We start from the raw sequence: 14,135 nt of genomic DNA on the forward strand, positions 1-14,135 counted from the left end.
TACCTGATTCCATGACTTACGACAAGTTGATAAGGAGATTTTCATGCGATATCTCGTTTTTGCCTCACTTTCATGTCTTTTTTTATTATCTGGTTGTTTCACAGATGAACCAAAACCGTCCAAAAAGTATAACAGTCAATTCCCAACTGAATCGTTTATTCGAAAACATTTAATGACGAACAAGAGTTTGATTCAAACAGATATCACCAATCGGGACCATGAATTTTTGTCTGAGTCCCTCGGTCTTTACTTCCTATTTTTAGTTCAACAAAAACGTGAAGACGAATTTGCCCAGCAAGTCGATGTGCTCAAACACTATTTTTTGGATGACTCTAATCTAGTCAGTTGGCGACTCGAACAAAGCGATGACACGATCACCCAAAGTCCGGCCAATGCATGGATTGATGATGCTCGAATCGTTCATGCTTTATATCAGGCAGCAGATGTATTTGACGAGAGGTCATACGCCGACTTAGCCAAACGCATCGCCGAGCCACTGACGACATATGCAGTAAAAGACGGGCTTCCCGTCGATTATATCAATCGGTCTACAAATGAAACAGGTGATGTGTTGACCCTTAGTTATTTAGATGAATCCGCACTCCGTCTTATGTCATCATCAAATGATTTATACGAAAACAGTAAGAAACTACTTGAAAATGCGCCTTTGAGCGAGCCATTCTTTGCAAAGTCCTATTCTATTCCCGAGAAAACGTATCAATTCGATGATGAAATCAATATGATTGACCAACTCTATGTCGCTCTTCGTTATGAACAATTCGGATTATCGACAAACTCTTTCTATATGTTTTTTAAAGATGCCTTTAATCAAGGTCCGGTGTTTGGTCGGTACGACCGAGTGACAAAAGAACGAATTGTTGATTATGAATCTCAAGCCGTCTATGCGTTAGCTGTTTTTTATTTACTCGAACGCGACGAGCGTGAGTTCGCGGAAGAAGTGATGGCACGTCTACAGTCATCGATGGTCTCAGATTCTTCATCTGAATATTTCGGAGGGTATCTTGACATCTCAACAAAAGAGACACACTCATTTGATAACTTATTACCATTACTAGCAGAAGGGGGACTTGAGAATGGATACCTCATTCCGTAAAACGAGTCTGATTAGTGTACAAATCGGTCTTTTGCTCCTTGCCGTCGCCGTATTGTTTATGTATGTGCCCGATTTAGGAAAAGTACAAAACGAGGGAATGGTGCTCATCGCCCTAGCCGTATGTATTAGTTTGTTTGCAGGAATGCGAGCTGGTTTATTCACTACCTTATTCATCTTATTTTTATTCGGAAGTCTTTATTTTTGGAATATCTTCTTTCGTCCTGGTGACCAAACCTTCCTTTTTTCAGAAGCCACTCTCTTCTACTATGGACTTTGGCTTATCGGTCTTGTGATTTTGAGCGGGAGCATCTACGAGCGAATCAACCAATTGAGTCAATCCAATATCGCATTACTCGAAAAAGTCAGACGCCTCGTCGCAATTGATGATGAGACCGGACTCGACAATGCCGATCGTTTCGAATTAGAGCTTCAATTAGAAATCGACCGGACAAATCGTCATGGTGAATCGTTCACCGTTCTTTTGTACAAAATTGATCATTTATCGGATTTTAAAGGATTGTATGGTGCAGAAGAATCGACGCGGTTCTTAACGTTTTTTAGTGAACGGTTACATCAATCCACACGAACGACAGATAAAAAATTTCGATTATCCACTGAGGAGTTCGCTCTCATTTTACCGTATGCTTCAGAAGAAAATATGGAAATCATTTTGAACCGCTTCAGAAAAATGATTGGGGACTATCACCTCTCGAACGGAAAAACGATTTCATTCACGAATCATATTGCCCATTATACCGTCACAAACCAATCTGGCGTTGAATCAACAAAGGACGTTTTAGGTCTCATGCGAAACGAGTTGAAGAGCTATGCGCTATAAAGTGTTCTTCTTTTTATTTGCGTTCCTTTGTATGCCACAACTGGTCCACGCACAAGGATCTCACGTTACAATTATTTATAGTTCTCAATCGAATGATACACCGCCAGAAGTATACAAATTAGATGCACTCGTTTCTCGATTCTCTGAAAATATTGATATCATTCGCGATACAGAAGTAATGACGGATTCACTTAGTAAGACGAGTCATCTTTTCTACTACGGTGTGAATCCCTCTTCAATCCCTGAATCGACTCGTGAACAAATCAATCAGTCAAACATTCCCCTCTATGGCATTGGATACAATGTAAATCAACTCAATGTCTTCGAGAAACTTGACACTACACGTATTCAAGGTGTCTCAAAGTTTCATCAAACGCGAACGGATACAAATTTGAACTTTGAGTTAGCCGATACTGTTTTTTCGGTAAATCATGATGATTCAATCGTGCACGCGAGTTTGATTGAGAAAAATACGAAACGGCCGTTGATTATTCAAACCGATACTCATTTTTACTCGGGAGCCTATAACCTCTTGAACCGGTCTTCCCTACTCGTGGCAGACAGTTTATATGACTTTTTTAAGGTCGAAGCAAAAAATGAACATCTGGGCTACCTTCGATTAGAGGATATTAATCCAAGTACAGATCCGGTTCTTCTTGAAAAGGTCGGCGATTACTTGTTAGACCGTGATATCCCAATCCTCTTAGCCGTGATCGCAGTGTATGTCGATCCCGATAGCGGACAAAATGTTCACTATACTGACCGTCCGGAACTGCTCAAAGTGATCAATCGGCTCGAAGAACGCGGAGCTACGGTGATTTCACATGGATACACCCATCAATATCGCTCTTCTGAAACGGGAGAGGGTTTCGAATTTTGGGATGTCGAAAACAATCAACCTGTTCTCGTTCCTTCAAATGAGACGCCCCCGATACTAAAGCAACAAGAAGCGTTCAGTAACGACTATGACTATCAACAGTACATGGAAACGGTCCTTGAAGGCGAAACGAACTACATTCGTTCGAAATTGACACGCTCCATTCATGAGCTCGTCTCGCTTGACCTGCATCCCTTAGGTTTTGAAGCACCTCACTACACAATGTCGCACTCTGGCTATAAATTAGCATCAGAGCAATTTTCGAATATTTTCGGACAAGTACAGTGGAGCAACACCGACTGGGAAGTCATGGGGACCACGCCTTACATCTCAAAGCCTACTCTGTTACATGGGATGACACTGTATCCGGAAACAATCGGATATGTGCGTACCGACCTGCCTAGACCCGTCGAGGAAATGCGTCGAGCACGTGATGAGATGATGATTGTCCGGGACTCGATGATTGGTGGATTTTACCATCCTTACATCGGAATAGAGCACTTACCTGCTCTCGTGGACATGATGGAATCGACTCCTGGTTTCCGATGGTTCAATTTGCGTGAGCAAGATGAGCAGGTGAGCACAGCAGACGTATTGGTCACAAGTGTGGATGGCACCCTCGTATTGCGGGATGACCGTTCTCCATTAATCAATCAACTAAAGCTGTATCTCCCGACATCATTTCTTGAACGTTCACTTTTGGCACTCGCCCTTATTACGCTAGTAGCAGTCCTTACTTTTTTAATATATACACTTTACTTGCGCACGCAACGTAAAAAACGACTCTTTAAGGAGCGTGGGTAATCATGGCAAACATACTCTTCTTATTTTCACTCGTCATGATTTGGGTGATGCTTTTATACCATATGTTTTTAATGCAAGGTGGGTTTTGGCACTTCATAACATTTCGAAATCCTATCCCTGAATGGTCAAAGCATATGCAAGACTTACCAAAAGTCTCTGTTTTGATTCCGGCTCATAACGAAGCTGTTGTGGTAGCCGCGACTTTACGAGCGATGTCACGAATCGCCTACCCGCATGACAAACTTGAAGTCATATTAATTAATGACAACTCGTCAGATCGAACGGGCGAAATCGCTCAAGAGTTCGCAGACAAGTACGACTTCATCCATGTCGTACAAACTACACCCGCGTATGCAGGGAAAGGGAAATCATCTGCCCTTAACTATGGATTAACTCAGTCTACCGGAGATGTGATTGTTGTCTATGATGCTGATAATACACCTGAAAAAGACAGTGTCTATCATTTAGTCATGGGATTATTGAATGATCCGAAAGCTGGTGCGGTCGTAGGGAAATTCCGAGTGACAAATGCGTATGAGACACTTCTCACTCGTTTAATCAACATTGAAACGATTTGTTTTCAATGGATGGCTCAAGCCGGTAGATGGAAATGGTTCAATATCGCAACAATCCCTGGAACAAACTTTGCAATCCGTCGCTCGATCATCGAAGAACTGGGGGGATGGGATGAAGCTGCACTTGCGGAAGATACAGAACTAACCATTCGTGTTTATGAGCTCGGATGGCACATTCGTTTCTTCCCTGCTGCGATTACTTGGGAACAGGAGCCTCAGACACTTAACGTTTGGTGGAAACAACGAACACGATGGGCTCGTGGAAATCAGTATGTAGTTCTAAAATTCATGAGTCAGCTGTTTTCATTGAAGCGAAAAAAAATCGTGTTCGACATTATTTACTTCTTCTTCACTTACTTCCTGTTCTTCTTTGGAGTCATTCTCTCGAACAGTTTATTCATCATTAATTTGTTTATCGATATCGGTCTTGAAGTCGGAAACATCACACTCATCTTATGGATTCTCGCCTTTTTGCTATTTGTGACCGAAGTATTTGTCACACTCAGTATCGAGCGTTCTGAATTCAACGTACAAAACTTTTTCACCGTGATTTTGATGTACTTCACATATAGCCAACTTTGGATTTTACTTGTCATTTATTCACTCTATCTTGAAACAAAACGTATAGTATTCAATCAAGAAGTCAAATGGTACAAAACAGACCGTTTCGACTAAAGAGGAGCACACTATGAAACCTTACATGCCGTATTTACTAAGTACGCTTTTGATTTTATCGACAACTTCTGCTCAAGCCGCAAGCAGTATCCCTTCATCTCTACCAATCGTATCAACAAGTGATATCGGTGGGCGTCTGCTGACAACAAATGATGACGTGTTGCCCGGGGAGACCTCTTCACGGACATATACATACACGATGGTGGGTGACGAGACAGCTGGTTCAGCGAAATACTTATCACTTGACTGGGTGCATTCTGAATTATTGATCCCGCCCTCAGCCCTTACAATCGATGTTGATGGTGAACCATTGAAATCAGTAGCGTTGACGAAGAAAACTTCGCAAGGAAATGTGAAAGTACCTCTACAAAATCAGCATTTAACAAAAGGCACACATGAAGTGACAGTTCGATTCACAGGAATTATAGAGGGGCGGATGTGTGATACCGGGAATACATCGGGAAGTTGGTTAACCGTTCGGCCATCTAGTTTTGTTTCAGTCGGAAACAAGGCTGAACTATCCTTAAATGACTATCCCAATCCGTTCACTCAGACGACAAATCAAAAGTTAACCGTTGTTCTTCCGAGTTCACCTAAAATAGATTCATTAGAAGCAGGTCTTCTTCTTTACAGACAATTAAAGGGCGATGCGACCGATCCAGATTATGTGACCCTTCAATATGAAGAACAGGTAAAGTCATTAGATGGTCGTTACGTTTTCGTAGGTCAAACGGACTCCTTCAATGGTCCCGTCAAAGATTTTATTCAAGAATTAAAGACACTCCCTAAAAATGAAGAAGTTTTGTTTGAACAAGCCCGTCTTGTGAGTGATGGAAAATCCGCTGATGCAATGTTTGTACTCGCTGAAAATGCTGATGCTTTCGAAGGAACGTTAGACCATCTATTGCTCGTCCAACAACGGCAGCAACTGAACGGGGAACAATTGATATTAACGAGCGCACCGTCCATTCAAAAGAGCGGAGATACGATTAATTTACGTACACTTGGTGCCTCAGATTTGATGTTAAGCGGGAGTCAAGCCGTTAGTCCGAACTACTTTTATCCACTCCCTGTTATCGATAAGCAATCCGTAGTTGAGCTAGATGTGCGTTTCAAAGCCTCAGAAAATTTAGTAGCGGAACGAGAAGGTGCCCTCTCGCCTGAATTGATTGCATGGGTAAACGGTATTCCTCATTCAATTCCTTTAACAGACATGGAGACCGATGACGAATGGCGACATCATGTCATCCGTGTTGATGCTTCGACACTTAAAAAAGCAACGTTCTTAGATGTATCATTTGAGGCAAACGGATTGCGCTCAGAGGCACCATGTAACGCAAGTGATTTAGATCGTTGGATTTTCGTTTCGAGTGACAGTCAAGTCAAGTTACCCGTGAACAGTGGACAGGCAAATAATGAGGTCTTTTTAAATATGGCCAGCCTCTTCACGATGGATTCTGGCATCTTGTTCGTTGTTCCGGATGAAGCGAACGAGAAATCATTGCAAAACATGGCAGACGTCATGAGTGGCTTACCGATCACACCTTTGACAGAACAAGTCGAATTCGTTCGTTCTAGCGAAGTGACTGAAGAAATGGTGAGCAATCGTTCGATTTTCTTTATTGGAAATCCAGAGGAAAGCCCTTTGTTCAATGAACAAAAAGAAAATTGGATTGTCACGAAGGACGAGCAAATTGATTTGGCACAGTATGGTTTCATCCCAGAGACGTCTTCCGAATTTGCTTGGATTCAGCCCTCTCCATGGAACGAGGACAAGGCGATGATTGTTGTTTCCACCAAAGATGCAATCGACCCGAACTTGATTCAAACACTTTCTTTTCCGAGCGAGACGTTTAGTGTGGCGGTAAAAAACCAGAATGGATCTATTTTTACGAATAGCTCGAGTGTGGCTAGTGAGAACTCAAATGCAAATGCGACATCCGATGAACAATCATCGATTTCTGTCGATTCGAAATGGTACTTCGTCGGATTCATCGTGTTAATCGGATTGATTATCATCATCCTACTCTATATGCGACGCAATAAAAAAATCACTTAAAGATGTAGAAAACACCCTTTTCACAAAATCATGAATTATCCTACAAGAGGGACCAATCGCCTGATGTGGTCAACTCCTGAATAGTCAAAGGACCGATTAAACGATCGGTCCTTTTCGTATGAAAAAAGCGAAAGGAATCACCTTTCGCTCTCACAATTGAATATTTTGCGTGGCTGTCACGGGGTAACGACCGAATTCCCATGTATGGTCCGCGCGAAGCGTTGCGTCCGAGATAAGGAAATAATCCGTCCGGCCATTCCCAGGCTGGTTCGGGACCGGGTCGTTCCACGTCGTATCGAGATGGTACCATTCGTTGTTCACTCGAACGAGGTTCCACGCATGGAGACCGCTTGCGACCTCCCCAGAAATATAACGTGCTTCGATGCCTGCCGCCTCTAACAATAAAAGCGTCGTCAGTGCATAGCCTTCACACACCCCTTCCCCGTTGAACAAGATCGAATACGGCGTATATGGACTGGCCAGACTATCTAGATTATAGGCAGTGTGCGAGACGACATAGTCGTTCACGTATTTGACCTTGCCGACCTCGTCCAAATCACGCGGCATGTCGCGAATCACTTCGTTGACGCGTTCTTGTACTTGTGCGGCCTCGGAAGCCGTCATGTCGTAGTTCAGTTTCATCTTTAAGTTGAAGACGCCATTCTGCTCGATCCATTTTGTTTCCCCTCCACGTGAGAGGCGATACACATAGATGTGATGTCGCTCAATCCATTCCCACGCCGCGTCCATCGTCTGTTGCATGTCTCCCGTCTCCCCTGTGTAGGGAGTCGTGAATGTCTCATCGAAGCGGGTCATATGATAGGCGATAGCCGTCCCGAGCGTTTCGGCTGAATCAATCTCGTATGGGAGTTTGAACGTCTTACCGAGCACGGTCGTCTCACTTTCGACGTGTTGTGGACCAAACCAGTTCGCCACGTCAAACGACTTCGTTTCTTGCGCGACGATATTCCCACTCACGCTGGCAATTCCGAAAAAAATCATCGCAAGCGCCCATCTTCCGACAAGAGCCAGGGAAGACAACCATCCATATTTCAACACACGATTCAGCTCGTCATGGACGGCTTGCTCGAGTTGAGGGCGCTTCATCAAATTCCTTCCGTTGAGCTGAAAAATGACACCACGATAAATGGGATCGAGTATGTCAAACTGACGACCAGGGTGATGTTTCGCAGCACGTAACGCATGACGGACCGAGAACAAGCCTGCACGTAATCGCGTATGAATCCGAAACATCTGAAAGGCGCGCATGCCTAACAGACAACCCAAAGGTAAACAAATCAATAACAAAGCCGTTCCAATCATCACTGGACTCATAGATCCACCTTCACACTAGTAGTCACTTCAATTGTCATTATAGCCCATAATAGTATCTAAATTTACATCAACTAGACAAAAACAGGCTCTGCGCATTCATCATCGCGCAAAGCCTGTTCCATCATGCGGTTTTTCGTTTTCTCGCCGACCAGATGAATCCAGCTCCGACTAGTAGTAAGAGCAATCCAATCCATAGACCATTCGAAGGATTTGTCCCAAGGAACGGAAGCCGGTCTGTCATAGACGGCTTACCGGCTCCTGTCGGAACATCATCCTCTTCAAACGTCACGTCCGGATCCGTACCTGAATCACCGGTTCCTGAGCCACCCGGAATTTCTGAATCTCCAAATTCGTAGTCAGGATCCATCGTGTTTTCGATGATGAGTGTCACCGTATCGTTTTTACCTGCCTCAAAACGAACCGGCTGCGGCGTCTCATCAAGAAGGTAACCAATCGGTGCTTTCGTTTCCACAACAGTGTACATACCGAGCGCAAGGTTTGTTACGTTCGTTTCACCCGATGCATTCGTTGTCACCGTCGCGACACGTTTACCTGTCTCATCAAGCACGTCGAATGTTGCACCTTTCAACGGTTTTTTCGTTGTGTCATCCACTTTCTGAATGAGCAACGACTTGATGCGTTGATTCTCGACGGTCAATGATTGTGACACATCGCCTTCTTTGAACGTGAAGGTATGTTTCGTCTCGTCGAGCATATATCCTGCCGGTGCTTTCGTTTCCTTGAAGACATAGTCCCCCGTCTTGAGGTTGTTGACTTCAATCAAACCGGATGCATCCGTGACGAGTCCTTTTTGAATGATCAATCCGTCAGCATCCACCAAATCAAACGTCGCACCGGCGAGTGGTTTGTTCGTTTCTCCGTCTACTTTCGTCAGACGGACTGTCTTATACGGGTCATTGGTCACATTGATGGCAATGACTTCATTCGTACCGCGCACGACTGTGAACGTATGCGCTGTTTCATCCAATATATATCCTGCCGGCGCGTTCGTCTCGACGAACGAATACGTGCCCGGCTCTAAATCGCGAACGTAAATCTCACCATTCGCATCTGTGACGAGGTTTTCTTGAATCACCTCTCCCGATGCGTCAAGCAAGTTGAATGTCGCCCCTGGGAGTAACGCGCTCGTTGCTTGGTCTGTCTTCGTGAGGCGGACGGCTTTTTTCTGTTCGTTCGTCACCGTCAATGTCGATGGCACTGATTGAAGAGCGAACACGCTGAATGGTTGCTCTTTCGAATCTAACAAGTAACCTGCCGGCGCTTTCGTTTCAATGAACGCGTATGTTCCCGGCGTGAGGCCTCCAACATAAATCTCACCACGTTCATCCGTCACGAGCTCTTCACGAACCAGATTTCCTAGTTCATCGACAAGTTTGAATGTGGCACCCGCGAGTCGTTCGCCAGACTCCGAATCGACTTTCGTCATCTGGACGGCTTTATATGGGTCATTCGTCGCTTCGACCAAGACGACGTCATTTGTTCCGCGAACGAGCGTGAACGGGTACTTTTTCGAGTCCAACATATAACCGCCTGGCGCTGACGTTTCACGGAAATAATACTCGCCCGGATTTAACTGGTCGACATAAATCTCTCCGTTTCCATCAGTCTTCAACCCTTTTTGAACGAGTGTATCATCTTTATGGAAGAGAGAGAATGTCGCATCGGCTAATGTAGCGCCAGATGTGGCATCTGTCTTCACGAGACGCACAGCTTTTTGTTGCTCGTTCATCACGGTGACCGACTGCACGCCATCATCCCCGTAATTTACGTCAAACGATTGTAGTGTAGCGTCTTGAATATAGCCAATAGGTGCCTCTACTTCTCTGAAGTAGTACGTCCCGATATCAAGACGGTCTACTGTGACCGTTCCATCTTCACCGGTCACGATATTTTCACGAATGACTTCTTTTTTGTCATTCAAGAGCTCAAATTTCGCCCCTTCAAGAACTTTTGTTTTGTTATCCTGATCCACTTTAATCAGTTTAACCGTCTTCATCGTCTCGTTTTTCACGACGACTTGCTGACGTTTCGGACTCTCGAGCGTGATGTGGAATGATGTTCCGACTTCACGATTTTCTGGGAGGATATAACCGTCCGGTGCTTTCGTTTCGACGAGTTTATATTCACCGAGGTCAAGGTCTTCAATGAGCAACGTCTCATTCAATCCAACCTTCAACCCTTCTCGAAGAACCGTTTCCTTTTCATCCTTTACGAGAACAAGGTTAAACTCTGCAACCTTCTTGTCATCGTTCAATGTGAGAATCGAACCTTTCCAGTCGACTTTCTTCAGTTCGATGGATTTGAACGGTTGGTTCGTGACACTCACGAGTGTTGGTTGCAACTGGTTTTCCTTGATTTCGAATCCATGCTCCGTTTTGTCATCAAGCAAATGATGTCCTGGGGCAATCGTTTCAAGGAAATAATAGTTCCCCGGAAGCAAGTTTTCGACAGAGATGATACCTGACTCATCCGTTTGTTTCGTCAAGATCAACGTGTCTTCTAGCTCTGGTGCGACAGCTCGTTTGTACAGTGCGAATGTCGCGCCTTGTAACACGTTCCCTGCCGTCGAGTCTGAGTATTTCGTCAACGTGACGTCTTGACGAACCTTTTGATTGGTCACGATGATCGATTCAAATTTTTCATCTTCTTTTTTACCGGATACTTCAACCGTTTTTGCCTTGTTGAAATGAACGTATCCGTTTGGAGCTTTCACTTCTTCAAGTGAGTATTTTCCGTAAAGAAGTCGTTCGAACGTGAGCGTTCCTGTAGCGTCCGTCTCACCTCGGCGAATGACGCGCTCTCCGAGTTTCAAGACGAACTCGGCTCCTTGTAATGAGGCTTGTGTGTCGGCATCTTGTTTTTGAATGACCAAATCACCAAGCTCACCCGAAGCGGACCCGAATCCAGTCGTTAAACGAACGGTGACGCTTGATTGACGCTTCTCCGATTCGACCTCAATTTGATCGGCAGTCATTGTAATTTCGTTAGAGATGCGATCACCGACCGCTGCTAGGATGAGCGACTCATACGTGAGGACGTAAGGGCGATCAATTGTCTTCTTAAATGACAACGAGAACCCACCGTCTTCGTTTTTGACGATATCGTAGTCTGAAGATGGGACAACCGTGTTCGTCTGCGTAACATTCCCTTTTGCGTCTACAGTTGTCTCATAGACGACGATACTCGTGTCTACAACCTTCTCATCGTCGACCTCGTACTCGTAATGAAGCAGCTCTTGGTTGTCAGAAGGCGTATCCGTGATGACGACATTGTCCAATGTCGATTGTCCGTAGTTGATTGGGACGGTCCATTTGATGAGCGTGTCATCTTGTGTCCCCATTTTCCCAATGTGTTGGCCACCGAATTGAACAGATACGGATGCGCTCAATCGATCGGGCTCTAACCCGTCAATCGTGACGACCGCCTCGTTCGTATAAGTAGGCTTCGTCACTTGATCTGCGAGAGAGGTTTTATAAACGATGACATACGCTTGTTGTGTCGTTCCGTTTACAGTAAGCGTGAATGTGTTGTTTTCCTCGTCCCACGAGAGCGTATACTCACTCGTTTCGAGCGGCTCCCCGATTTCTCGGTATGAGTCCTGTCCAGACCCTCGTTCAATCGGGATGACACGCAATGAATCTTTGATAGGTGTCTGGCCTGGAGACCACGTGTCGATCACTTTCAAGTCTGTCGTCTCGTATTCATGGAAGTTCACGCCGAGCGACCATGTGATCTCTTTATTCACCGCATGATACGTGCCACCTTTGAATCCATTCTCACGAGAATACTTCGAAGGCTTGAATTGATCTTTCACCGTAATCGAGCGCTCAGACTCGTCGGACTCTTTCCAATCGATGGTCGCTTGGTTACGCAACTCTTGAATTGATTTGTCATCACGCTGAACATAGTCAAACGATGTGACGTATGACAAATCATAAGCGACTGTGAGCGATTGATTGAAAGTGATGATAAATCCTTTCTTCCCGTCGGCCACCGTCTCATCGACCGTATAGTCTGTGCCAAGGCTAAGCTTTTTACTCGTTCCTGTCTCTTTAATCTCGATCGTCTCAGGTTTTAACGTGAGACCACCGTTCGTGAATACATCCGTGTAAACGGCATTGTTCATGACTTTCTGGTCACGGTTGATATTGACTTTCCACTTGATCGTCTCCGTATTGTAGTTCGGAGCGTCATGACCTTTTCGCAAGACGGCTTGATTTGTCCCACGACTAGCTCCGTCCGTGAACTGGCCGACTGTGATTGTATTGTCTACCTTACCTGCTTCAAATTGACGGTCTTTGGCTGTCGTTTCATAGAGAAGCAAGTAAGCCGTTTTATTTTGACCCAACTCAAATGTGAATCCTTCAAACCCTGGCTTAGCGAGATCGGTCGGTGTCACGTCGACTTTCGTACGCGACGCCTCTTTCCCGTTCGCATCCAATTGGATTTCATATAACTCCAACTTCGATAGCTTGTGGGTGTCTGTAAAGTAGTCGGTCACCGTCAAATTCGTCAACTCTTTTTGACGATAGTTGATTTTCGATTGCCATCGAATCGTTTGGGTACTATCCACATAGCCCGGTGAACTCTTCTCGAGTTCAACACCACGCTTCACGGTTGCCGTAGCTGTCGCCGGAAGCGTGCTGTACTTCTCGCCAACTAAGTTCGCCGTGTTCAAGAAGCTCGCCTTTTCTTCATCCGTAATATCTGTGTCGAACGTGATACGGTATGCGTTCTTCGTGTCACCAAGCGATACGATGAGCTCTTGGTTTTCATAACTCGTCGTGAATCCGATATAAGGTTCTGCTCCCGTCACGTTTCCAGACATGTCGATCACCAAACGCTCGACACGTAACGTCTTTGGTAAGTAACTTAGCCCCGTCGGAATCGCATCAATCATCTTCGCATCCGTGATTGCTTTGAGTCCTTTGTTTAGCTCGACAGTCCACGTCAATGATTCTGGATTATATACACGGTTTGGAACGACATTTTTTGAAATGTCTCTCGCCGGTGCGGGTACACCGACTTCAAGCGTATAAGACTGTTGATCTTGAATCGGTGTGATGACGACTGTGTTCTCTTCCGTGACGGTCGTCGTTTGCTTCACTTGCGTGAGCACTTGAAGCTTGCCTCCGATATTTGAAAACTGTGTCACATTTTCATTGAAGACGATTGTCGCGTTACCATTCACATCAACGTTGAATAAGCCCATCGACTTTGTTTCACCCTCGTCGATAAAGTTCAACGGTTGGTTCGTCACGGCGCGATACATCTTGAGCTGCTCTGGGATTTGGAATCGGTACGTCGATCCTTCTCCATATGGATGTCCGTTCGCAAGCGCCCAATTGTAGTCAATTTTGACGATTGAATCCGTCGTGACGACATCTACCGTCCCCCCGGTCTCTGTCGTCTCGGTCACTACATAATCGGTCAAGATTTCATCCTCGATGTCGAGCACTGCTTCCTTCGAAGCTTTTTGATCCGCTACCGGTTCTCCAGATTTCGGCTCATCTGGAGCTGGTGTTTCTCCACCTTCCTCGCTCGGTTGAACCGGTGGTGCGGTTTCTATCTCCGGATCACTCTCATTCGGAAGTGTCGGAGTCGTTTCCGAAGACGTTTCTCCTTCTCCGGGTGAGGTGGCATCCGGAGTCGCTTCTCCAGATGACTCATCAAGCAATTGGTTCGATTCTTCCGTGCTCTCTGTTTGGGAAGAATCAACCGTTCCTTCCGCATATGCAAGTTCAGTTACAGCGAACGGCTGTACGACAAGCAAGACGGTCAAGACAATGGATAACCATCGTTTCATGTACGTTTCCTCCTGTGTCTTTGTTTGTAGA

General features: G+C 45.2%; 7 protein-coding genes. 5 read left to right on the forward strand and 2 right to left on the reverse strand.

Annotation, left to right across the window (positions count from 1 at the left end):
• Nucleotides 1–43 precede the first annotated feature (43 nt).
• Genes KNO86_RS06375 through KNO86_RS06395 form a run of 5 tightly spaced genes read left to right on the forward strand, consistent with a single transcriptional unit; the run spans nt 44 to nt 6,942 of the window.
• The gene (locus tag KNO86_RS06375) at nt 44–1,114 is read left to right on the forward strand and encodes a glycosyl hydrolase lipoprotein (RefSeq protein ID WP_214694239.1); all 1,071 of its coding nucleotides are present in this window, start codon (nt 44–46) and stop codon (nt 1,112–1,114) included.
• The gene (locus KNO86_RS06380) at nt 1,095–1,952 is read left to right on the forward strand and encodes a GGDEF domain-containing protein (RefSeq protein WP_214694240.1); all 858 of its coding nucleotides are present in this window, start codon (nt 1,095–1,097) and stop codon (nt 1,950–1,952) included. The genes KNO86_RS06375 and KNO86_RS06380 overlap by 20 nt, the downstream gene beginning before the upstream one ends.
• The gene (locus tag KNO86_RS06385) at nt 1,942–3,633 is read left to right on the forward strand and encodes a DUF2334 domain-containing protein (protein WP_214694242.1); all 1,692 of its coding nucleotides are present in this window, start codon (nt 1,942–1,944) and stop codon (nt 3,631–3,633) included. Before KNO86_RS06380 ends, KNO86_RS06385 begins: the two co-directional genes overlap by 11 nt.
• A 2-nt stretch (nt 3,634–3,635) precedes the next feature.
• Entirely contained in the window at nt 3,636–4,883 is a 1,248-nt protein-coding gene (locus KNO86_RS06390) for a glycosyltransferase family 2 protein (RefSeq protein WP_214694244.1), read from the forward strand.
• 13 nt (nt 4,884–4,896) lie between these two features.
• Nucleotides 4,897–6,942, forward strand: coding sequence for a cellulose biosynthesis cyclic di-GMP-binding regulatory protein BcsB (locus KNO86_RS06395; RefSeq protein WP_214694246.1), 2,046 nt, complete (start codon nt 4,897–4,899; stop codon nt 6,940–6,942).
• Nucleotides 6,943–7,092: 150 nt separating this feature from the next.
• Here the strand turns inward: KNO86_RS06395 and KNO86_RS06400 are convergent, their stop codons facing one another.
• Nucleotides 7,093–8,277, reverse strand: a complete 1,185-nt coding sequence (locus KNO86_RS06400; RefSeq protein ID WP_214694248.1) for a transglutaminase domain-containing protein — start codon at nt 8,275–8,277, stop codon at nt 7,093–7,095.
• Nucleotides 8,278–8,398: 121 nt separating this feature from the next.
• Entirely contained in the window at nt 8,399–14,104 is a 5,706-nt protein-coding gene (locus tag KNO86_RS06405; RefSeq protein WP_214694250.1) for a SpaA isopeptide-forming pilin-related protein, read from the reverse strand.
• Nucleotides 14,105–14,135 lie beyond the last annotated feature (31 nt).

Source organism: Exiguobacterium sp. s160, assembly GCF_018617575.1.
GTDB lineage: Bacteria > Bacillota > Bacilli > Exiguobacteriales > Exiguobacteriaceae > Exiguobacterium > Exiguobacterium aestuarii_A.

Coding starts and splice junctions, on each gene's coding strand:
- KNO86_RS06380 (WP_214694240.1), top strand. CDS start 1,095: ATGGATACCTCATTCCGTAAAACGAGTCTGATTAGTGTACAAATCGGT.
- KNO86_RS06385 (WP_214694242.1), top strand. CDS start 1,942: ATGCGCTATAAAGTGTTCTTCTTTTTATTTGCGTTCCTTTGTATGCCA.
- KNO86_RS06405 (WP_214694250.1), bottom strand. CDS start 14,104: ATGAAACGATGGTTATCCATTGTCTTGACCGTCTTGCTTGTCGTACAG.
- KNO86_RS06390 (WP_214694244.1), top strand. CDS start 3,636: ATGGCAAACATACTCTTCTTATTTTCACTCGTCATGATTTGGGTGATG.
- KNO86_RS06395 (WP_214694246.1), top strand. CDS start 4,897: ATGAAACCTTACATGCCGTATTTACTAAGTACGCTTTTGATTTTATCG.
- KNO86_RS06375 (WP_214694239.1), top strand. CDS start 44: ATGCGATATCTCGTTTTTGCCTCACTTTCATGTCTTTTTTTATTATCT.
- KNO86_RS06400 (WP_214694248.1), bottom strand. CDS start 8,277: ATGAGTCCAGTGATGATTGGAACGGCTTTGTTATTGATTTGTTTACCT.